The organism is Paracoccus sp. MC1854, assembly GCF_014164635.1.
In the GTDB taxonomy this organism is placed as follows: domain Bacteria; phylum Pseudomonadota; class Alphaproteobacteria; order Rhodobacterales; family Rhodobacteraceae; genus Paracoccus.
Window position 1 is genome coordinate 104,976 of sequence record NZ_JACJFU010000006.1, and the last position, 20,269, is coordinate 125,244.

Below are 20,269 nucleotides of genomic sequence, written 5' to 3' on the forward strand. Positions count from 1 at the left end.
CGCCGCTTGCGGCAGGCAGGATCCCGGTCCATCTGCCATCATCAGGGCGCGAACCGGCGACGCCGGAATCTGCTCAGCTCAGGAAAGGTCATTCCCCATGCCGATCTACGTGGATGCCGACGCCTGCCCGGTGAAGGCCGAGATCGAGCGTGTCGCCACCCGGCACAGGCTGCGCGTCCTGATCGTCTCGAACGGCGGCATCAGGCCCTCGGCCAACCCTCTTGTGGAAACCGTGATCGTGCCGGAAGGCCCGGACGAGGCCGACAAGTGGATCGCCGAACGTGCCGGTCCGGGAGATGTGGTCATCACCGGCGACATCCCGCTGGCGTCAAGATGCGTGGCCGCGGGGGCAGAGGTCCTCAGGCATGATGGAGAGGCGCTGAATTCCGGAAACATCGGCAATGCCCTTGCCACGCGCGACCTGATGGCCGATCTGCGCGCCGCCGATCCCTTCAGGCAGGGGCATGGGCGAGGGTTCACCAAGGCCGACAGGTCGCGCTTCCTTGATGCGCTGGAACGGGCGGCCCGGCGCGCTGCCCGCTGAGCGGCAGGCCGCAGCCCTTGCGCACGGGCCTGCCCGTCAACTGTCGCCGGGACAACGGCGGACTGGCCCGTGCCTTCGCGCGGTCAGGGTCAGGAACCTGCGCCCGTGGGGTGCCGGTTCCTGAGCCGGGCCTTGAACGGCTGTTGCGCCGCTTCCGGTGTCCTTCGACCCGGCCGCAACCTCGCAGCTACTGGCGGACGTAGCTGTCGGTATCGGTGATCGTCGCATAGGCGAAGCCGAGCGCGGACATCATCGCGGCATGGACCGAGGCCGCCGGGACCGACACATCGCCGAATTCGAGATCCCGCGTCGCGCAGGCGTCCTGCACCACCGTTGTCCTGTAGCCATAGTCGCTGGCCGCCCGCGTGGTGGCGTCGATGCACATATGGCTCATCGCGCCGACGACCACGACCTCCTCGATCCCGCCGTCGTCAAGGATCTTCTTGAGATCGGTCTTGAGAAAGGGGTTGGGATGGTTCTTCACGACCACGGTCTCGCCCTCCTGCGGCGAGACTGCGGGGTTGATCTCGCTGCCCTCGGAATCGGGGGTGAAGAAGGGCGCATCGTCGCTGGGGAAGATGTGCCGGACATGGATGACGCGGTCGCCCTTTTTGCGGGCCGCGTCGATCACCCGGGCGGCGTTCGACGCGGCCTTCTCGATACCGACGAGTTCGTATTTCCCGTCCGGAAAATAGTCGTTCTGGATATCGATCACCACAACGGCGCGCTTGCTCATGGCCTGACCTTTCCTGTGCTGTTCATCCTGCCGATGAGGGAACGATAGCCGCGGCGGCGGGCCGTGCCTACCCGCCAATCCGGGGCAGGGGGTGTCCTCACGGGCATCCCCCGGCGGCGCGAGCAGGCCCCAGCCGAAGATGTCGCCGCGTTCCTCGGCGCCCAGGTTGCGGGCCTGCCCGACCAGACGCGCCCGGACCTCGGCCCGCGTCAGAGAACGCTCGGCCTGCAGCAGCAGCGCGGCGGCGGCGCTGACAAAGGGCGCGGCCTAGGACGTGCCGATCTTCGTGCGCCCCCCGGACCGAGGCGGCGGTCCAGACATCCACGCCGGGCGCGGCAAAGTCGATATACGGGCTGCGGTCGGCGCGGCGACAAACCCCGCGGTCGCGGTCCACGGCCGTCACCGCGATGACCTGGGGGTAGGCCGCGGGATAGATCGGCGGCGCGGAGGGACCCATGTTGCCTGCCGCCGCGATCAGGACCATGCCAGCCTGCGCCATGCCTGCGACCTGCGCCTCAAGCGCCGCGTTTGCAGGGCCGGCCAGCGACAGGTTGACGATCCGGGCCTCCTGCTGCTCAAGGTAGTCCTGCGCCCGGATCAGCGCGAAGGCGTCGGTGCGCTGGTCCTGTCCGGCGCGATGAAAGCTGTCCACGGCGGCCAGCTCGACCTGCGGGACAAGGCCCGGCGTCCGGCTGTCCGGGTCGCCCATCAGCAGCGAGGCGACTGCCGTGCCCGTGCAGCAGGTCCGAGGGCGGGTTCTCGTCCTCGACCCGGTGCAGGTGGATGCGGGCCTCCGACAGCGCCTCGTGCCCGGGGTTCAGCCCGGTATCGACCATGCCGATGCGCGGCAGCGGCCCGCCGCGCGGGGCAGTCGATCCCCTTGCAGGCTTCCGCCTGTTCCGTGCGGTAGAAATGATTGAAGTCGCTGCGCCCCGCGGGCACAAGCTGGCGGACGGCGGCCAGCGCCTCGTCCATGGTCAGGCGCGTGGGCTTGCGAAGGCGGGCGATACTGTCGCCACCCCCAAGGACGCCTTGTTCCAGAAGGGCGAAATCCCCATGCTGCAGCGCCGCGAGGCCCTGATCGGAGAGGCCGCGGGCGAGGATTTCGTTCTCGGCGCGCTGCGGCAGCGGGATTGGACGCGCGGGTGCCGCCGAACGCCGGCGCGGCCCGTCGTCGTCGTCCGCGAAGGCCGGGGCCACCAGCCATAGCCCTTCTGCATCCACACGCGGCTGAACCGTCAGCGCCATGGTCGCGGCCAGCAGCATCAACAGGAGCATGCGCATGAACTTGCCTCTTTGCTCGCATTCACGGGCAACTACGGCTGGGGACGGCAAATCTTCCCGATGTTCAAGCGGCCGGTTCGGAGAGTGTGATGGATGCGGCGTTCGGCGAAGCGCTGATCCGGCTGCGGCCCCCGCTGCGACCCTCTATGCACTGTCGCTGGCCCGGCGCGCGGATGTAGCCGACGATCTGGTGCAGACCACCGTCGAGCGCGCGATCCTGGCAGCCGACCGCTACGACCCCGCCGCGCGGCTGGGGCCATGACTGTTCCGCATCATGCGCAACGCCTTCACAGACCTGACGCGCCGGCGGCGGACGCGCGGCGCCGAGGTCGATGTTTTCGAGATCCCCGAGGCCCTGCCCGTCCAGGGCGACAGCGGCATCGAGGGGCGGCTGATGCTGCAGGCGACGGACAGCCGCGATGCAGGAACTGCCGGTCGAGCAGTGCGAGGTGCTGGAACTCGTGGGTATCCATGAACTCAGCTCTGCCGAGGCGGCCGAGGTTCCGGGCATCCCGCGCGGCACGGTGATGAGCCGCCTGTCCCGTGCCCGACTGCCCCTGGCCGAAAAGCTGTGAATAAGATGAGCGCCCATGCGTATGCCCATTTGACCCCAGTGTTTGCCGAGGAGCCGCGGATGCAGATCACTGTCGAGATCCTTATGGCCTTCGCCGATGATGAACTGGAAGCCGATTATTCGCGCGAGGTCGAGGCCGCGCTGGCAAGGGACCCCCGGTTGCAGGCGCAGCTGCGGGTCTTCATCGAAAGCCGGCGCGTTCTGCGGGAGGCGGCGGCCGCGCCACATCCCCCGGCCAACGACACGGCCCCGATCGCGCGCATTCGGGCCGCCGGGACCGTACCCGCCGCCACGCCTTTTCCCCAAGCCCGGTCCGCCCCCGTGCCGACCAATCTCGACCGCCGCCCGCTGGGCGAGACCGCCGCGGCACTTGCATCGGCGGTTATCGGGCTTGGCTTGTGGCAGTGGGGCGGCCCGGCGCCCGGGCTGTCCGAAGCGCAGCTTGCCGCGCTCGACGACCTTGCCTTGGGGGAGAGCCGCGAGTTGCCGGGGGGAAAGCGTCGTGATGATCGCCTCGTTCATGATGGCGCGCGACGCGTTCTGCCGTGAATATGAGACCCATTCCGGCGGAACCGCGACCCCGATGGCCGCCAGCCGCGAAGACGACGGCTGGTCGCAGCGTTTCGCCATGAGCATGACCGGAGCGGATAGCTATGTCCCGGCCTCGGGCGGGATCAAGGCGCTTGACGCCTTCCTGGCCGAAAGCGGCGCGGGCACGCCGCTTGGCCCCGAAGAAGAGGCGGCGCTGCTGACGCAGCGGCGCTGAAATCCCTGCCGTCCTGCCGTCCTGCCTTGGCGCCCTATCGGCGTGCTTTCCGCAGGCAGGGGCCGGGGGCCGGGAATAACCGCCGTCCTGCCGCGTGATACTTCTGCAGCGCCGAAGCCACCGCCTTGGAACAGGAGCAGATCATGCAGATCATGCAGATCATGAAAGTCGCAATTGTTGCCGCGCTGCTGGCAAGCGCTGTCGTCCCTGCCACCGCCCTTGCCGATCCGGCCGAACGGAGCCTGAACCGCCTCATCCTGTCCCAGACCGGCTAGGTCCATGACGACGACGATGATGACAGTCGCCTGCGCCATCGTCTTTACCACGGCCGCGGTGACGATGACAACGATGGCCGCCGCCGCGGGGGCCGTGTCTGGCGGGATGATGACGATGACGACGGGCGCCGTCGCATCCGCGGCCTGCGCGGGGATGACGACGATTGATCCGGTGCTTCGCAGACGTGCCGGGCGGGCGACGGCACGCCTGCCCCTCGTCAGCGCAGGCCGCGCCGGTTCAGAAGCCTCAGCGCCAGCCCGCGGCCCGCCCTCAGGACCGGATACAGGATTGCCGCCCGGCGGGGCGACCATGGTGGCGGTGATGACGGGCAAGACGTGCCGGCGCAGGCCAGCCCCAAGATCGAGCCATTTCGGCGCGCTGAAAAGATCGAGACGGATCATGGTCAGTAGTCCTCGATGTCGTTGACGAGAACGGCGGTGCACATCCTCCCCAGCGTGGCGTCGCGGGCGGCCTGCCAGTCGAAGCTGGCCTGAATGCGCTGCGGTCCGGAAATCTCGATCCGCGGGGGCGGCAGATAGACGGCGTGGACAGTGAAGGTGAAACTCTCGCCCGAGAGCAGGCTGTAGGCGAATTCCAACTCGCAGGCCTCGCCATTCATCGCCTGCGTCACCAGCGTCTGGTCGGCGAAGCGCACCTCGATCCGGCCGGTCAGCGCCGCCATGGACGGGTCCGCGCCATCGATGCGGCCGTCCGAGCGGATGGCCTCTATCCGGTCGAGGTTGTTGGCGTAGGTGATCTCGGCCGAGACCACGTTGCCAAGCGCCGAGCCGTTGCGCGTGATCGCCCCGTTGAAATGCCCGAAGCGCTTCAGTTTCAGCTCGGCCGGCGTTCCCGCGCCGCTGGTCCTGGCAACCGTCTCGCCCTGCGCCACCAGTCGCGCGGTAGCTGTGAGCAGGCCCGAGCGTTGCATCTGCCAGCTGAACTGGTCGAGGACACAGCCCGAGTACACGGCGTGGCGTGGTGCCTCCGGCATGCCGGTCTCGATCGACATGCCGGGCAGGCTCCATGCGCCCGACTGGAACTCATGGCTGTACGGCGCTTCCATGCCGGTGGCCGTCGGCGTTCCGAAGGCCGCCTTCAGCCAGAAGAAGGCCTCGGCGTCGAGCGGCACGACGACATCGCCATGTGCCGTGACCGCATCCTTGATGGGCGCCAGCGGATCGCGGCCGTAGCCCAGGAGCTCGGAGTTCAGCAGCGGCTGTTCGGCTCCGAGGGTGGTGCTGGCAAAGGGAATCCCGGTGAAGCCGCTCACCGGCGGCGTGCCATAGACGGTATCGAAGGCAAGCGCCATCAGCTCCCGCGCCCCCTTGGCTCGTGCCATGGAGGTCTCCTCGGATTGTCGGGTCAGGCCAGCGGGCCAGCTGTGGTGTAATGCAGGACGATCGGGATCACGGCCGCCTTCAGGCTCGCCGCGCCGTCGACCGGCAGATCGACCGGCCGCGGCGCTTCCGCCTCGGCCCAGTCGCAGAGACTGCCCAGCGTCCGGTCGGTGGCGAGCGCCGCGCCGATGCTGGCGCAGAGCGTGTCGACGGCTTTGTCCCGCGCCGGGTCCTGCACGACCGCTTCGATCTCGGCCCGGTGCTGGTAGTGGTAGCGTAGCGGCGATAACGTGACCTCGGGCTCACCGTCGCGCAGGATCAGCAGGCCATCGGCCGGAACGCGCTCGGGCAGCACTTCCCCGCGCAGCGCGGCGGCCGGCAGCGCCGAGAGCCGCGTATGAATCGCGGCGAGGATGGTTTCGCGGGCAGTGGACATGTTTTTCAGGTCACGATGCTGTTGCGGCGAACTCCTGCTTCACCGGCTTCGAGCCCAGGACTTCACCCGGCGTCGAGGCAGGAAGTGCAGGCGCAACGAGGAAACGGCTGGATTTCGACGCTGCAGTGCAACGGATCTTCTCGCTGACGTGTCGGCACGCACATCAGCTTGACACAGAGCGACACGGCGACGGGGGCGTAAGCGTCAGGCGCGCAGGTCGGATAGCTTCAGCCGCCGCGTAATCGCGGCGGCGGGCAGCAGCGCCAGCACCAGCGTGGCGCTGACAAAGCCCGCGACCAGCTTCGCCTCGGTCCAGCCGAGGCCGGCGGTCACGAGGATGTCGGTCCGGGCCGTTACCACCGCGGAGAGTCCGCGGGCGGCGAGCCAACCGACGCCGAGGCCAAGCACCGCCCCCGTCACGATCAGCGCCGCCGAATAGCCCCACATCACCGCGAAGACAAAGCGCCGCGGGGCGCCGATCGCCTGCAGCAGCGCGAAGCCACGGGCGAAGACGCGGGCGAGGATCATCAGCCCTGCCAGCACCGCTACGGTGACGAGGATCTGCGTCAGCCCGGCCATCAGCGACATCGCCTCGCGCACATCGCGCATCAGGCCGTGCATCTGCGCCAGCACCGTGCCGGGGAAGAAGGCCATCATGTCCGGGCGGTTGAACTGCGATTGCAGCGCGTAGGCCGCGGCGACGCTGTCGGCCTTGAGGAGCAGGGCGGGAGTGCCCGGGAAAAGCGCCGGATCGAAGGGCGGGCCGATCGGCTGGCCTTCATGGGCGTGGTCATGGTCGTGGTGATCGTGGGCAGCGGCCGCGGGCTCGGCATGACCGTCCGGGAGGCCGTGGACCTGCCAGACGCCCTCGACCGGCACGAGGACAGCGCGATCCCAGGGGCTGCCGGAGGGGCGCATCCGGCCGGTGACGACATAGGCGCTGCCCTCGTGGCTCTCGGCCTCGGGGCCGTGGCCGTGGACCGGGGTGAAGCTGGCGCCGACCTCGACCGGGGCGAAGGCGCCGGCGACCGCCTCGTCCACCGCCTCGAACAGGCGGCCCTCGGCGAGGTCGCCCGCGAGATGGGTCACGAAATCCGCCGTGGTCCCGACCAGCGGCGCGCCCTCGTAGCTGTCGCCGAAGGCAAGCGGCGCGGCAAGCTCCACTCCCGGCGCCTGCGAGACCTCGGCATATTGCGCGCCGGTCAGCAGCGGCACGTCCGACGGTTGCAGATAGACCGCGGCCATCAGCATGGTAATCTCGCTGCCGGGAGCGGCCACGATCACGTCGAAGGGCGCGGCGGCGCGGGCGCTGCCCTCGCGCAACCCGCGCTCCTGCGCCGTCAACGCGGCGCCGAGGCCGACCGACAGCGCGATCAGCGCCACGAAGGCGGCGTTGGTCCCGGCGAAGCGGCGCAGCATGGCGCGCACGAGGCCGCCGGGCGCGAAGCCGCGCAGGACGATGATGCCGGCGACAAGCCCGGGCAACAGCAGCGCCAGGACGATCAGCGCGTCCTGAACGCCCGCCGGCAGCCCGGCCCAGAGGTCATGGAGCGCGGTCATCGGTGATCTCCCCGTCCGCCAGCGTCAGGACGCGGTCCACTTGTGCCGACAGCGCCGGGTCATGGGTGACGACGACCAGCGTGCGCCCGTCCTCGCACGCGAGGCGCATGAGGTCCTCGGCCAGCCGGTCGGCATTGGCGCGGTCGAGCGCGGCGGTCGGCTCGTCGGCGAGGATCACCTCCGGGTCGGCCGCAAGCGCGCGGGCGACCGCGATCCGCTGCCGCTCGCCGCCGGAGAAGCTGTCCACGCGCCGCCCGCCCGCGCCGCCGAGGCCGAGCCGGTCGAGCCACCGGGCGGCGCCTGCGCGAAGCGCATCGCGCTGAGCGGGCGGCGCGAAGCCCGCCGAGACGGCGGCGTTGTCGAGGGCGGTCAGTTCCTCGAACAGGTGGAAGTCCTGGAAGATCAGGCCGAAATGGCGGCGGCGGAAGCGGCCACGGGCGGCGTCGGCCAGGCGCCCGAGGTCGGTCGCGCCCCAGCTCGCGCTGCCGGCGCGTGGCCGGATCAGCCCGGCCATGACCATCAGCAGCGTGGACTTTCCGGCGCCCGAAGGGCCGCGGATCGCCACCGCCTGTCCGGCCGGCAGCGTCAGCTTCGGCACGCGCAGCAGCACGCGCCCGCTTTCGGCCGCGACCGCGACGCCCTCGAGGCGCAGGTCGAGCCGCTCAGGCGCGGGCGAAGGTTGCATCGGCGAGCCGCACCTTGCTGTAGAAGCCCAGCTCCGGGTCGACGTAGTCGCCCAGTTCCAGCACGCCCGTGGTGTGGATGGGCACGTTGAACGCGATCACGTCCACCACGCGCTTGGCATAGACGGCGAGGATGTCGTCGGGCCAGGGCATCCCCGGCTCGCAGAAGGGGCAGACCGACATTGGCATCTTGGTCAGCACGAAGAACTTTGAATCGGCCTTCAGAGGCGGTGCCATGTAGCCGGCGATGGTCACGCGGCTGCCTTCGCGGCCGAGGGCGAGGTCCGAGAAGCTCAGGTCCTTGTTGTAGAGGTCGCGCAGCCGGATCGCGTCGTCGGCCAGCACCGGGCGGGCCAGCAGAAGCGCGGGCGCGAGGGCGAGGAGCGTTCGGCGGTGCATGGGCGTCCTTTCGGTGAAATGGCGGACAGGCCCCGAGGTCCGGGGCCTGCTTTCGCGGTTCGTCAGCTCACTCGGCGGTGATGGCGTGGTGCATGACGTGGAAGATCGCGTTCTGCTCCAGCACGCCGCCGATCAGGTGCGCCCAGGGGCCGCGCGCGAAGGCTGCCACGTCCGCGCCCGAATGGGTCTCGGAGTTCAGCGGGATCAGCGCCTGCTGCAGATAGTCCGGGTCGCTCGCCTCTTCCTCGGAGACGGCCGGGCGGCCTTCCGGGGCGGCGTAGAGAGCCTGCGACTCGGCGGCCGCATCCGTTGCTGTGCCGGTGTCCACCGCCGCGGTGTCCGTCGGCTGCGCGACCAGCACCGCGCCGGGGCCGTTCAGGAAGCCCGCGACGGTGTAGGGCTTGCCGTCGTCGCCGAGGTTCGGCGTGGCGAGCGCCTCGACGCCGTCGTTGTTGATCTCCATGCAGAGACCCACGATCGACGAGCCGCGGCCACAGTAGCCGTTGAAGGCGATCGCGTGCTCGTGGTCGGCGGTGACGATGATCAGCGTGTCTTCGGCATCGGTCAGCTCGACGGCCTTGCGGATCGCGTCGTTGAAGGCAATGCCGTCGGTCAGCGTGCGGTAGAGGTTGCCGGCGTGGTTGGCGTGGTCCACGCGCCCCGCCTCGATGCTGAGGTAGAAGCCTTCCTCGTTCGAGCCGAGCGCGTTGATCGCCGCCTCGGTCATCTCGGCCAGCGTCGGCTCGCCGGTACGGTCATGCTCGTATTTCATGTGGCTGGCCTCGAAGAGGCCGAGGATCGGGGCGTTGTTCCCGGCGGTGGAAAGCGCCGCGAAATCGGTGTCGTTCTCGACCACGGTGGCGCCGAGGGCGCTGGCTTCGTCCATCAGGTTGCGGCCGTCGGCGCGCTTGCCCGGCTTGCCCTCGCTGTCGGTCACCTCCGCCGGCAGGAAGTGCTGGCGGCCACCGCCCATCGCGACGTCGATCACGCCCGCCTGCATCTGGTCGATCAGCTGCGCGGCGATGTCCTTCTGCGCGCAGCCCTCGGCCACGAGGCTGTCGTCCTCCCAGTCGCGCGCCACGGTGCGGGCATAGACCGCCGCCGGGGTCGCATGGGTCAGGCGCGCGGTCGAGATCACGCCGACCGACTTGCCCATCTCGGAGGCGATCTCCGAGAGCAGCTTGACCTCGGTCTGCAGCCCTGCCGCGCAGTCCGCGACGGCGACCGTGTCAGGGATGTTGATGACGTCGTTCTTGCTCTTGATGCCATTGTTCATGGCCGAGGCGGTCGGCGCCGAGTCGGGCGTCTGGCCGTTGGTGGTGTAGGTCTTGATCAGCGCGACGTTCGGGAATGCCTCATGCGGCTGCACATGGTCGTCGCCGAGGCCGCCCTGCGCCTGTCCCTCGAACAGGCGGATGGCGTAGTTGGTGCCGACGCCATTTCCGTCCGCGGTGAAGAGGATCACGTTCTTCGCCCGGGTCGTGATCGGCTGGTTGGCGAGGCGCGCGGCGACCGCCTCCTGCCCGGCGGTGAACCAGGCATCCTGCGCCTGCGGCAGGTCCTGGGCAGCGACGGGCAGCGCCAGCATCGGCAGCGAGACCCCGAGGAGAAGCGTTCTGAGCATGTGAGCAGTCCTTCCGAGACAGCAGCGATTTCGCGGCTGCAGATAGGCCGCGAAGGTGACGCGCGCGTGACTGCGTCGTGACAGGCTCGTGACGCCAGGGGCGGGCGGCGTGTTCCTGCCTGAGCGTTGGAGAAAGCTCGACGACCGGCCCACTGCACAGGACGTTTAGCATCTGCAGCGAACGTTCGCTCCCAGGCCCGTGCGGTGATCGGGCAAGAGCATCCATGATCCACGATGCATATGCACCGTGAAGCCGGAGCCTGCGCTTGATCATCGAACCTGCTCCCCCGGCCAGTTCGCCACGATCAGCCCCGGCACCGCATTGCGCGCCAGATCCAGCCGTTTGCGCAATCTGACCTGCGGCACCAGCAGGAAGATCGGCACGGTGGTGAGCCCCCGGCCGGTCTTCGAGCGCGACGCCACTGCACGGCCCTTGGTGTTCAGCCGCCCCTCGGCGACCAGCAGGCTCAGGCCCCTGCGCCGATAGACGAAGCGCAGACGCAGCCCGCGCCGCCGCTCCCATTCGCCGGGTGTGATGCGCCCGCCGCGCAGGGATTTGCCTGCGGCGGGCAGCGGGATCGCCAGCCAGAACCCGTTCTTCGAGCGGATCAATGGCCCGGTATCATGTGCGCCGACAATGACCGGCGCTTTCGACCAGACCAGCGCCGCCGCATCGAGGCTCTCGCCCGACCTCGGGAAGCTCTGGCTTCGGATCGAGTTGGCCAGCCGCATGCCGAGCCCCGCGCCGGTGATCTGCAACCGCCAGGCACTCTTCAGCCCGGTCCCGGCCGCGCGCATGGCGGAGGTCACCGCGCGTTCGCCCGCCGCGACCTCGGCCGCCATCATCGCAGCGATGTCGGGATCAATGTCGAGCTTCAGTTTCACGCGGACCTCAGCTCCACGGTCCAGACCAGCCGCTCACGGTCGCGGAGGGGCTCGCCCTGGATGAGGAAAGCCTCGCCGTCGATCTCGATGCGGTCGCCGGGGCGAGGCTGCTGCACCTCGGCAATGCGCAGGTCGATCCGGGTGGTCTCGGACCAGAGCCTCGCGTCGCCGAAGTCATTGACGGCATCGGCGCGGCGGGCAACGACGCGCACCAGAACAGGCGCCCCGCCGTCGGCGATATAGACCGCATCCCGGGCGATATTCGGGTCGGCGAAGAGCGTGTCGACGGCGGCGGCAAAGGCGGACATCACGTCCGCCGCGCCGCGCGCAGCACCTGCGGCCGGGTGCAGATCGGCAGCGGATTGCTCTCGATCTCGAGCCGCACCCATTCGTCGCGGTCCCGGTCCGGGATGGTGCGGGCGTAGAGCGGCAGACCCAGCGTGTTTACCGTCTCGAAGGTGTCAGCGGGGGCGTGGTAGATCTCGAACAGCCCCTCGACGCCTTCGGGATAGAAGAAGGCCTTGTCGGTCGGCACGCCGAAGCCCGCGCCACCCCGATAGCGCCGGAACGTGATGCCGCCGAAGCTGACCTCGTCAGCCACCCGGCCGCGCAGATCGGCGGCAGCGGCGGTGTTGAGATAGGTCTCGCGCACCTCCTTGTGCGCGACCAGATCGGCGAAAAAGGCCGAGCCGCATTCCGCGCGCACCTGGATCGCGCCGGCAGCCAGGCCGCCCATCGACGCCTCGACATCCTCGATCAGGACCTGGCAGCGTTTCCGGAGCGCGCCCGAGGCCGGCGAGGCATTGTCGAGGTCAAAGTCGATCTCGGCGGCGGGCGTGATGCCGAACTCGGTGAAGTAGCTGATCACGGTCGCGCCGTCTTTCGGATCCTTCACGATGCCCTGAATGCCGTTCAGCAGGTGGTACTCGAAGGTGGCCTCGGCATCCTGGCGCAGACGGCCGAGCTTGCGGGCGACCTCGCTCTGCACCTGCTGGGCAGCGCTGTCCGAGCCGAAGTCGCGGATCCCCTGGATTTCCGAAGCCCAGAGCACGTCCTGCTTCTTGAACTGGCGGCACACGAAGGCGCGCATCTCGCGCCGCTCGGGCATCTGCTGCTCGTAGGCCGAGCCGCGTTCGGAGAACGGGATCAGCGACAGCGTGCCGTCGCGGCTCTCGATCACCACGGTGCGCGCACGCACGCCCCGCGGCGAGAACAGGCCCGTGCCCGACAGGATCGCGGGCCGGAAGGGAATGTTTTCCAGCGCGCGGGTGAGTTCGATGATGGTGAAGGCATCGCCTTCGAAGATGTCCATCGTGGCCATGGGAATGCCTCCGTTCGAGAATTTCGGACCCGCGGGCCGGAGCCGCGGATCAGCGGACGAGAATGCCTGCCGCCAGAAGGGCAGCATGGGCCGCGGCGATTTCGGGGGCGCCCGGCGTGCCGGCGAAGACGAGATCGTGGCGGTTGACGATCGCGGGACCGCGGATCAGGGCGACGGCGAGCGCATCGCCGCCCGACGCGTCGGCCTTGCCCCAGAGCACCGCAGCGGCGGTCTCGGTGCCGTCGACGGCCGCGGGATCGTGGGCGGCGTATTTGCCGGAGGCGGTGATCCTGCCCAGTACGGTGCCGGGCTCGAGCGTGCCGGTTGCAACCGTGATGGTCTCGCGGGTGTAGTCGCGGAACGCCTCCCAGACGAGGAAGCCGCCGGGATGCGGGGTCTCGGTGAGCGTGGTCATGGGTCATCCTTTCGGCCTGAAGGTGCGGGCGACGATCTCGCCCCAGGGGCGGGTGCTCAATGGGCGGCCCGGTTGCGCGTGATGGCCGGCAATCTCGGGCTCGGCCTCGGCTTTCGCTGCGAGCAGCGCGGCGCGGACGTGGTCGAGGTCCGCATTGCTTTCCAGAAAGCGCCCGGCCATCTGCGGCTGTCCGGCAAGCCGGCAGAGATCGACGACGGCGCGGGCGTGCGAGATCGCCTCGGCGCGGATCGCCGCGGGATCGGGGGGTGCGCCGTTGGGTGGTGGCGTCTTGACCGGCGGCTGTTGGGCGTCCGTCCCGGCGATCGCTTCTTCGTCGGTGGCAGAGGCCTCATCGCTCTCCGCGGCAGCACCGGTGGCCTCGTCGGCATCGGTGCCGTCGTCATCGCCGTTGTCGGGTCCAGCCGCGACCGCTTCCGCCAGCGCCGGCGGCGCGTTGCGGAAGCGCGTGATATCGAAGCTGGCAGCGATCCGCACAGGTTCGGCAAGCCGGTCGGCAAAGCCGAGCGCCAGCGCCTCGCTGGCATCCAGCCAGGTCTCGGCGGCCATCAGCGCCGCAATCTCGTCAGCGGGGCGGCCAGATTTCGCGGCGTAGCCGGCGGCGAGGCTGCCACCCACCTTGTCCAGCGCCTCGGCCATGGCGCGCATGTCCTCGGCCGTGCCCATCACCAGACCGGCAGGATCATGGATCATAAGGAACGCGTTCTCGGGCATGACGATCTCGTCGCCCGCCATGGCGATGTAGGAGGCGGCCGAGGCGGCGATGCCGTCGATCCAGACCGTGACCGTGCCGGCATGCCGCTTCAGCGCGTTGAAGATCGCGACAGCGTCGAAGACCGACCCGCCGGGGCTGTTCAGCCGCAGATCGACCGGCCTGCCCTCGGGCAGTGCGCCAAGCTCCGCAAGGAACCCCTTCGCCGAGACCCCGTAGGCCCCGATCTCGTCATAGATCGCCACTTCCGCGCCGGTTCCCCGGGCGCGGATCGCATACCAGCTTGCCATGTCGTCACTCCTGTTCGGGGCCGGGACCGGTCGACTTAGCGACGTCGCTGCCGTTGGTGCCGGTGTCGCCATCGCCGGGCTGTGCCCGCGTCGCCGGTGTCGCGCGGGCTCCCTGCGTCTCGCCCGGGCTCGTGCGGTAGCGGAGGCCGAGACGATCGACGCGGTGCGCATCGGCGGCGTTCTCGCGGTCCACGTCCTCGACGTCATAACCGGTGGCCTCGACCACCTTGCGCCGCGAGGTGATGCCTGCCTCCATCGCCAGCACCTGCGCCTGGATGTCCTTGAGCGGATCGACCCAGTCCCAGCGCGGCGGGATCCACTGCACCGGCCGCGCCGCAGCGGGATCTACATCGAGCGCACCGGAGAGCGCGGCTGTTTCCAGCAAGCGGCGCCAGACCGCCCGGCAGAGCTGGTGCACGATCAAGCCATGCTGCAGCTGTCCGATGCGGCGCCGGAACTCGACCAGCTCCGCCCGCAGGCTCGAGTAGTTCGCCTGCCGGACATCGCCGGTGACCAGATGATAAGGGCAGTGATAGGGCAGCCCCAGCGATGCCGAGACCGCCAGCAGCGTCCGGTACTGGAACGCCTCGTAGCCGCCGCCGACGTCGGCGGGGCTCGAGAACTTCACGTCCTCGCCGGGCAGCAGCACCTGCATGGTGCCGGGCTCGAGGCTGGCGATGGCCGTTCCATTGAGGTCCGCCTCCGCCTCGCCCATCATCGGCTCTTCCGGGGCGGTCTTGGTGATGAAACCCGCGAACATCGCCGCGGTCTTCTTCCGGTCGAGCTCGGCGTCGCCATACTGGTCGAGCAGGAACAGCCGCACCATCGCGGGTGCTACATGCGGCAGCCCCCGGATCTGGCGCGCGTCGATCGGCCGGTAGATGTGCAGCACATCCGCGGCCGGCACGCGCACGGTCTCCGGGGGCACCGGCCCCTGATCGGTGCTGTTGCCCGGATGGCGGCGGCGGAAGTGATAGGCCACGCGCCGGCCGATCGCATCGAACTCGATCCCGCAGCGGATGCGGTTGCCGGAGGGCAGCACCTCGGTCTTCTCGAAGGGCAGCATCTCCGACTGCAGAAGCTGCAACTGCAGCGGCACCAGCAACCCGTCCTCGGCCCGGCGCGGGCGCAGCCGCACGAAGCACTCGCCGGCCACGAACATCTCCCGCGCCACCATGGCCTGCAGCCCGTAGAAGTCGGTCAGCCCGTCCGCGTCGGCCTCGTCGGTCCAGGCGAGCCAGAGCCGCTGGACCCGGTCCCGGAGCGCCGCGTCCCCGATCAGCGACGAGGGCTTGATCCCGTCGCCGACGAGGTTCGAGGTGAAGGCTTCGCAGGCATCATCCGCGAAATGGTTGCGCCGCGCAATCTGGAGGCTGCCGAATGACCAAGAACAGCGACACGATCCGCGTACTGATCCCCCTGACGGTCCGCAAGCGAAACGGGCGGCCGAAAATCATGCCACCCGCCGATTACCGGCCAAGCGAGGACCAGACACAGGAGCCCCACATCCTGCGGGCCATCGGCCGGGCATGGGGTTGGCGGCGGCGGATGGAGGCCGGCGAGTTTGCCACGATTCAGGACCTGGCCGAAGCCGTCGGGCTGGCGGAACGCCATGTCAGCCGACAGTTGCGGCTGGCCTATCTCTCGCCAGAGGTGCTGAAACGGCCGACCTGCGGGCGTGAGGCCTTGGCGGTCAGCCTCTACGATCTGTGCTTTCCGGCGGGGGATGCTTGGCAGGAACAGGTCGAGCGCGCGCTCGGCTGACCTTCAATGAAAGCTCGCCTGAAAGGACATGGCGGTGAGCGAGACATGCGCATCCAGCGGCGGGTGCAGTTCGAACGCCTTCGGCTCGCGTGAGAAATTCCACAGCCGGAACAGGCGCCATTCCGAGCGACGCTCCTCGGCAACCGCCAGTTCGTTGCGAGTGATGTGAAAGGGCGTCCGCTCCCAGCCATTCGTCGTCTTGACTTCAATCAGGCGCGAGCGCCCATCCGGGGCGAAGCTGGCGATGTCATAGCCCGCGCCGTCGCCGTCCTCATCCGAGACCCAGCGCACCTTACGGGCCAGGTCGTCCCGGCCCGCCGACCGTAGGGCCGTCCGCTCGTGCGCCAGCACGCGCTCCTCGCCGGCACGGCCGAGGGCACGGTTGCGCTCGTCCCGGCCTGCCACGTCGAACTTTCGGGCGATGTGCAGCATCTGCTCCAGCTCTTGCGGCGGCGGCTGGTTCGACAAGGTAGGCGGCGGCCCGATCCAGATCTGCGTTGCCTCTTGCAGGCCACCCGCAGGCCGCAGACCAGGTTGGCGACCAAGCCATGCCGAATTCAGCGCCAGCCAGCGCGCCACGGCATCCACCAGCGTCATCTGGAAGTTGAAGGCGGGCTTGTAGCCTGGGATCCAGTCCTCGCCGAGCCCCTTCAGCACTGCGCTGATGTTCTGGTGCTTGAACTCGATGGAACTGCGATTGCGGTCGATGCGGGCCTGAAGATCCCGATTGTGCTTGGCCTTGTTGTAGGGTCGCCCGGCGATGTCGTCAGCCAGCATCGCGAAGTAATCCGCAACGATCAGGTCGTTCTCTTCATCCGTCCAGGGCCTGTTCGACATTGCGCCAGGCTATGCGGGAGAAGTCTTTTTGTCATCAGGGACTTCGCGCCACCCCGCACAACCACGTCGCCTTCGGGTGTCTCCGTTCGCACCGACAGCGGTCGAACGCGCATCGACCCCGGCGCAATCCGCTTCTGCCAAGGGGCTAAAAAACGTTACCTTTTGAATCCGTCTCGATTTTGGTGAAGGGCGGGTGGAAAGAGACGCGGGGCGTTCAGAGACCGTTTTCGGGCCATCGCCCAGTCTCCGAAAGTCGGATGGCTCCGCTCAACCCCTTTGAAAAAAGAAAAAAGGCCCTGTCAGGGGCCTCGTCATGGGTTCGCGAATTGAAGGTGGCGGAGACGAAGGGATTCGAACCCTCGAGGCGGTTTCCCGCCTGCACCCTTAGCAGGGGTGTGCCTTCGACCACTCGGCCACATCTCCGCCGGGGGGTCTAGCAGCAGGAGGCCAAGGGGAACAAGGGCTTTTTCTCTGCGTTGGCCCGGAAATCGGCAAGGAGGACCTGGGCCGTTGCTGCCACGGCAGACACGGGCCGAACTGCTCTGTCATGAAGGGTGCCGCTCTTGCGCGCAGGGGGCTCTTTCACCTGCTGTTGTGCTGCTGCAGGCTGAAAGTACTCGCCACTGCAAGCCGCTGCCACCTGGAAAGTGAGCGGAACAAAGGTTGCTTTGCCATGAAGAAAGTCAGGCCTCCATGGCAGGTTTGCAAGTGCGGCGGGTAGGGAGAGGAAGCCGCTTCGCGGAGAGGCCGGGAGTTGGCGGAAACATCACTCAGCAGGTGCCGCGTGGCCGTTGATTGGCTCTGCCACTTGGCTATGAACCGAAGGGCAGGGAGGTCTGTCCCTCGTCTGCACAACGTGCAGATACGGTTGTCCGTCCCATCACACGGGCGTTCTTCCGAGAGGCTGCCTCAGGCCAGCATGCGGGTGTCACCGCAGACAGAGATGCTCTGCCCCGAGATGAACCTGCCCAGCGGCGAGGCGAGATACAGGACCTGGCTCGCGATCGCCTGCGGCGGGACGTATTCCTTGATCGAGGTGTAGCGGAAGGCTTCTGCCTCAAGCTCGGCGAAGCTCTGGCCGCGAAGCTGCGCCTTGGCCTCGAGCACGCGGCGCTGGCGGTCGCCCGAGACGATGCCGGGCAGGATCGCGTTCACGCGGATATTGTCCTCTCCCAACTCGATCGACAGCGATTTCGTCAGGCCGATCACGCCCCATTTCGCGGCGGCGTAGGGGGTGCGAAGGGCGAAGCCGACCCGGCCGGCCACGGACGACAGGTTGACGATCGAGGGGTTGGCGCTTTCCCGCAGGGCAGGAACGGCGCTGCCGACCGCCACGAACTGGCTGGTCAGCACCACGTTCAGCGTGCGGCTCCAGTCGGCGAGGTCGATGTCCTCGATTCGGCCGGTCGGGCCGGCGATCCCGGCGTTGTTCACCAGGCAGTCGAGGCCGCCCAGCGCGGCGATGGACTGGTCGATGAAGCTGCGCAGCGCCGCCGCGTCGGACACATCGACCCGCTGCGAGATGACGTTCTGCGGCAATGTCCCAAGCGCTTCGGCGTCGATGTCGCAGGTCGCAACGCGGGCGCCTGCCGCAAGGAACGCGTCAACGATGGCGCGTCCGATCCCCGAGGCGCCTGCGGTGACGATCACCCGCGCGCCGTCCAGTTCAAGGTTCATCCGGTCATTCCTTCATGTTGAAATAGTCGCGCTGCGCGAGAATAACCTCTGCCGCCACCGAGATGTCGGACCGGATCGCCTCGGCCGCGGCCTCGCGGTCCCGCGCGGTCACCGCCGCGATCAGGTTCCCGTGGGCGATGATCGAGTGACCGGCCCGGTCGCCCTGCGCGGTGGGACCGATGTCCAGCGAGATCAGCGGTCCCGCGCGCAGCCAGGCCATGCCGATCAACTGCCGCAGGGTGGGCGAGGATGCGGCATCGTAGAGCGTGAAATGCAGCCGGCGGTTCAGCATCAGGGCATCCGCCCGGCTGCCCCCGGTCATTTCCAGCCGGAACGCCTCGTGCAGCGCCCGCAGTTCCCCGGCCGTGCTGTCCGTGATCCTGTCCACTGCAAGCCGCGCCGCCTCGCATTCCATCAGGATGCGGGTACGGGTCAGTTCGCGGAACTCGTCCTCGGTCATCCGCGGCACCTCGACGGCGCGGTTCCTGCGGACCGCGAGCGCCCCTTGGGCGACTAACCGGCCTACCGCTTCCCTGACCGGCATGGGCGAGACATCCAGCTCTCCCGCCAGTTCCCGGATCGAGGTCTGGCTGTCCGGCTTCAGCGTGCCGTCCAGAAGCATCCGCGCGATGGCGGCATAGGCCTGTTCCGTCAGCGACGGCCGAGGGGCAAGCGGCTGGATGTTCAGGTCGTTCATGGGCGACCTCCGGTGTTGACAGGCGGAAAATCGGTCAGCAGTATGATCTGAGATCACACTGGATTGCATCGCCGGTCAAGTAAGCATCGCTGGCATGCGGTTCGCGCAAGTGAAGTCTCGGGGAGGGGACGTTCATGCTGAAGACAATCGGAAGACGGCAGTTGCTGAAGACGGGCGCGGCGTTCGGCGTGATGGGCCTTGCCGCGCCATCCATCCTACGTGCGCAGACCGATCCCATCGTCATCGCCCACCTGACGCCGCGCACCGGATTCCTGGGTCCGATGGGTGAATATGCGGTCATGGGCGTTGATCTGGCGGTCGAGCATATCAACGCCGGCGGCGGCATCAGCGGCCGCATGCTGGAGGTGATCAAGGAAGATTCGGTCAACCCCCAGACCGCGACGACAAAGGCCGAGCGGCTGGCCGAACGGCCGGACGTGGCGCTGATCATGGGCGAGATTTCGTCGGCCTCGGCGCTGACGATCTCTCAGGTCGCGGCGCGGGCCAACAAGCTGTTCATCAACACCGGCGCGAACTCGGACACGCTGCGGGGGCAGGACTGCAACCGCCACATGTTCCACGTCGAGGTGCAGAACGCGATGGTGGTGAACGCCGAAGGCAACTATCTGCTGAACAACGACATGGTGAAGGACAAGGCGTGGTATATCCTCAGCGCCGACTATGCCTTCGGCCATGATCTGCGCAACGGGGCGCTGGCCTTCCTTGAACGGCACGGTGGACGGACGGTCGGCGACGATCTGATTCCGACGGATGCGACGGATTTTTCTTCCTATCTGCTCAACATCCGGGCGGCGGCGCCGGATGTGCTGATCTCGAACCTTGCCGGGACCCAGACGGCCAGCTTCTTCAAGCAATATGCGGAATTCGGGCTGGATATCCCGCTGGCGGGTTTCGACTACAACACCGTGATCGCCTGGGCGATCGGGGCGCGGGACTTCCAGGGGACATGGCCCTGCGTCTGGACCCACCAAGTCAAGGCCGACGGCTCGCAGGCCTTCGCCCAGTCCTTCATGGAGAAATACGGCCGTCCCGCCGACAACCAGGCCTATCTGGACTACATGGGGCTGCGGGTGATGGCCGATGCGATCGGCCGGGTCGGCGGGACCGACACCGAGGCGCTGATCTCGTTCCTCGAAGACCCGGCGACCGATTTCGACGTGCTGAAGGAACGCCGGGGCCGCTTCAACCCGGCAAACCACCAGTTGCTGCAGGAAGTCTATGCGGTCACGGCGCTGGATGCTTCCGAGGTCCAGAATGAATGGGACATCTTCACGACCTCGGACCCGGTGCCGAACGCCGACCAGCCGCTCGAGGTGCTGATCGAGGATGCCGTGGGCGGCACCTGCTCGTTCTGAGGCAAGGGGCCTTGCCGGCTTTCCGATGAAAACAGGGTGCGCCGGTTGGCGCGCC

The 20,269-nt window shown here is 68.3% G+C and carries 24 protein-coding genes, 1 tRNA gene and 2 pseudogenes; 7 read left to right on the top strand and 20 right to left on the bottom strand.

Annotation, left to right across the window (positions count from 1 at the left end; all coding sequences use genetic code 11):
- The first annotated feature begins 97 nt into the window (after positions 1 to 97).
- Positions 98 to 544, top strand: a complete 447-nt coding sequence (locus tag H5395_RS07175; protein WP_182791885.1) for a YaiI/YqxD family protein — start codon at positions 98 to 100, stop codon at positions 542 to 544.
- Positions 545 to 731: 187 nt separating this feature from the next.
- Here the strand turns inward: H5395_RS07175 and H5395_RS07180 are convergent, their stop codons facing one another.
- The 4 genes and pseudogenes from H5395_RS07180 to H5395_RS07190 form a co-directional block, all read right to left on the bottom strand.
- On the bottom strand, positions 732 to 1,280 hold the full coding sequence (locus H5395_RS07180; protein WP_182791886.1) for a cysteine hydrolase family protein: 549 nt from the start codon (positions 1,278 to 1,280) through the stop codon (positions 732 to 734).
- Between the two features lie 186 nt (positions 1,281 to 1,466).
- Positions 1,467 to 1,517: pseudogene (locus tag H5395_RS19435) on the bottom strand (hypothetical protein); the annotation flags it as partial.
- A 127-nt stretch (positions 1,518 to 1,644) separates the two neighbouring features.
- Positions 1,645 to 1,989, bottom strand: a pseudogene (locus tag H5395_RS19440) (S8 family serine peptidase); the annotation flags it as partial.
- The gene (locus tag H5395_RS07190) at positions 1,989 to 2,564 is read right to left on the bottom strand and encodes a hypothetical protein (RefSeq protein WP_182791888.1); all 576 of its coding nucleotides are present in this window, start codon (positions 2,562 to 2,564) and stop codon (positions 1,989 to 1,991) included. The gene H5395_RS07190 and the pseudogene H5395_RS19440, both read right to left, overlap by 1 nt.
- 419 nt (positions 2,565 to 2,983) lie before the next feature.
- Here H5395_RS07190 and H5395_RS18820 point away from each other — a divergent pair, with 419 nt between their 5' ends.
- The 4 genes from H5395_RS18820 (at position 2,984) to H5395_RS18825 (ending at position 4,179) form a co-directional block, all read left to right on the top strand.
- Positions 2,984 to 3,139 (top strand): sigma factor-like helix-turn-helix DNA-binding protein, encoded by a 156-nt coding sequence (locus H5395_RS18820; RefSeq protein WP_234450919.1) that lies wholly within the window; start codon positions 2,984 to 2,986, stop codon positions 3,137 to 3,139.
- A gap of 59 nt (positions 3,140 to 3,198) precedes the next feature.
- Positions 3,199 to 3,687: a hypothetical protein gene (locus H5395_RS07200; protein WP_182791889.1), complete on the top strand. Its 489-nt coding sequence runs from the start codon at positions 3,199 to 3,201 to the stop codon at positions 3,685 to 3,687.
- Positions 3,644 to 3,904: a hypothetical protein gene (locus H5395_RS07205; protein ID WP_182791890.1), complete on the top strand. Its 261-nt coding sequence runs from the start codon at positions 3,644 to 3,646 to the stop codon at positions 3,902 to 3,904. Before H5395_RS07200 ends, H5395_RS07205 begins: the two co-directional genes overlap by 44 nt.
- Positions 3,905 to 4,047: 143 nt before the next feature.
- On the top strand, positions 4,048 to 4,179 hold the full coding sequence (locus H5395_RS18825) for a hypothetical protein (RefSeq protein WP_255434838.1): 132 nt from the start codon (positions 4,048 to 4,050) through the stop codon (positions 4,177 to 4,179).
- 404 nt (positions 4,180 to 4,583) lie between these two features.
- On the opposite strand, the gene H5395_RS07210 is transcribed toward H5395_RS18825, so the two are convergent.
- The 12 genes from H5395_RS07210 to H5395_RS07265 form a co-directional block, all read right to left on the bottom strand.
- The gene (locus tag H5395_RS07210) at positions 4,584 to 5,522 is read right to left on the bottom strand and encodes a phage tail tube protein (RefSeq protein WP_182791891.1); all 939 of its coding nucleotides are present in this window, start codon (positions 5,520 to 5,522) and stop codon (positions 4,584 to 4,586) included.
- Positions 5,523 to 5,545: 23 nt separating this feature from the next.
- Positions 5,546 to 5,956, bottom strand: coding sequence for an acyl-CoA transferase (locus H5395_RS07215; RefSeq protein WP_182791892.1), 411 nt, complete (start codon positions 5,954 to 5,956; stop codon positions 5,546 to 5,548).
- A gap of 204 nt (positions 5,957 to 6,160) precedes the next feature.
- The gene (locus H5395_RS07220; RefSeq protein ID WP_182791893.1) at positions 6,161 to 7,516 is read right to left on the bottom strand and encodes an ABC transporter permease; all 1,356 of its coding nucleotides are present in this window, start codon (positions 7,514 to 7,516) and stop codon (positions 6,161 to 6,163) included.
- On the bottom strand, positions 7,500 to 8,201 hold the full coding sequence (locus H5395_RS07225; protein ID WP_182791894.1) for an ABC transporter ATP-binding protein: 702 nt from the start codon (positions 8,199 to 8,201) through the stop codon (positions 7,500 to 7,502). Before H5395_RS07225 ends, H5395_RS07220 begins: the two co-directional genes overlap by 17 nt.
- Positions 8,179 to 8,598, bottom strand: a complete 420-nt coding sequence (locus H5395_RS07230) for a hypothetical protein (RefSeq protein ID WP_182791895.1) — start codon at positions 8,596 to 8,598, stop codon at positions 8,179 to 8,181. Before H5395_RS07230 ends, H5395_RS07225 begins: the two co-directional genes overlap by 23 nt.
- 67 nt (positions 8,599 to 8,665) lie before the next feature.
- A complete protein-coding gene (locus tag H5395_RS07235; protein ID WP_182791896.1) occupies positions 8,666 to 10,222 on the bottom strand; it encodes an alkaline phosphatase in 1,557 nt (518 codons plus the stop codon).
- Between the two features lie 270 nt (positions 10,223 to 10,492).
- The gene (locus H5395_RS07240) at positions 10,493 to 11,107 is read right to left on the bottom strand and encodes a DUF6441 family protein (protein WP_182791897.1); all 615 of its coding nucleotides are present in this window, start codon (positions 11,105 to 11,107) and stop codon (positions 10,493 to 10,495) included.
- Positions 11,104 to 11,415 carry a hypothetical protein gene (locus tag H5395_RS07245; protein ID WP_182791898.1) on the bottom strand — a complete coding sequence of 104 codons (312 nt, stop codon included), beginning with the start codon at positions 11,413 to 11,415 and terminating at the stop codon, positions 11,104 to 11,106. The genes H5395_RS07240 and H5395_RS07245 overlap by 4 nt, the downstream gene beginning before the upstream one ends.
- Entirely contained in the window at positions 11,415 to 12,428 is a 1,014-nt protein-coding gene (locus tag H5395_RS07250) for a major capsid protein (protein WP_182791899.1), read from the bottom strand. The genes H5395_RS07245 and H5395_RS07250 overlap by 1 nt, the downstream gene beginning before the upstream one ends.
- Positions 12,429 to 12,477: 49 nt before the next feature.
- On the bottom strand, positions 12,478 to 12,843 hold the full coding sequence (locus tag H5395_RS07255; protein WP_182791900.1) for a head decoration protein: 366 nt from the start codon (positions 12,841 to 12,843) through the stop codon (positions 12,478 to 12,480).
- A 3-nt stretch (positions 12,844 to 12,846) separates the two neighbouring features.
- Positions 12,847 to 13,863 carry a head maturation protease, ClpP-related gene (locus tag H5395_RS07260; RefSeq protein WP_182791901.1) on the bottom strand — a complete coding sequence of 339 codons (1,017 nt, stop codon included), beginning with the start codon at positions 13,861 to 13,863 and terminating at the stop codon, positions 12,847 to 12,849.
- Positions 13,864 to 13,867: 4 nt separating this feature from the next.
- Positions 13,868 to 15,229: a phage portal protein gene (locus tag H5395_RS07265; RefSeq protein WP_182791988.1), complete on the bottom strand. Its 1,362-nt coding sequence runs from the start codon at positions 15,227 to 15,229 to the stop codon at positions 13,868 to 13,870.
- Positions 15,230 to 15,243: 14 nt separating this feature from the next.
- On the opposite strand from H5395_RS07265, the gene H5395_RS07270 reads away from it, so the two are divergent.
- Positions 15,244 to 15,627, top strand: coding sequence for a hypothetical protein (locus tag H5395_RS07270; protein WP_182791902.1), 384 nt, complete (start codon positions 15,244 to 15,246; stop codon positions 15,625 to 15,627).
- A gap of 3 nt (positions 15,628 to 15,630) precedes the next feature.
- Here H5395_RS07270 and H5395_RS07275 read toward each other — a convergent pair whose 3' ends face one another.
- The 4 genes from H5395_RS07275 to H5395_RS07290 all read right to left on the bottom strand — a co-directional run bounded on the left by H5395_RS07275 (position 15,631) and on the right by H5395_RS07290 (position 18,838).
- Positions 15,631 to 16,464 (bottom strand): DUF3883 domain-containing protein, encoded by an 834-nt coding sequence (locus H5395_RS07275; RefSeq protein WP_182791903.1) that lies wholly within the window; start codon positions 16,462 to 16,464, stop codon positions 15,631 to 15,633.
- A 333-nt stretch (positions 16,465 to 16,797) separates the two neighbouring features.
- Positions 16,798 to 16,887: transfer RNA gene (locus H5395_RS07280), tRNA-Ser, on the bottom strand.
- Positions 16,888 to 17,373: 486 nt separating this feature from the next.
- Positions 17,374 to 18,141, bottom strand: a complete 768-nt coding sequence (locus tag H5395_RS07285) for an SDR family oxidoreductase (protein ID WP_182791904.1) — start codon at positions 18,139 to 18,141, stop codon at positions 17,374 to 17,376.
- A 4-nt stretch (positions 18,142 to 18,145) separates the two neighbouring features.
- The gene (locus tag H5395_RS07290) at positions 18,146 to 18,838 is read right to left on the bottom strand and encodes a GntR family transcriptional regulator (RefSeq protein ID WP_182791905.1); all 693 of its coding nucleotides are present in this window, start codon (positions 18,836 to 18,838) and stop codon (positions 18,146 to 18,148) included.
- Positions 18,839 to 18,972: 134 nt separating this feature from the next.
- Here H5395_RS07290 and H5395_RS07295 point away from each other — a divergent pair, with 134 nt between their 5' ends.
- Entirely contained in the window at positions 18,973 to 20,214 is a 1,242-nt protein-coding gene (locus H5395_RS07295; RefSeq protein WP_182791906.1) for an ABC transporter substrate-binding protein, read from the top strand.
- Positions 20,215 to 20,269: the final 55 nt, after the last annotated feature.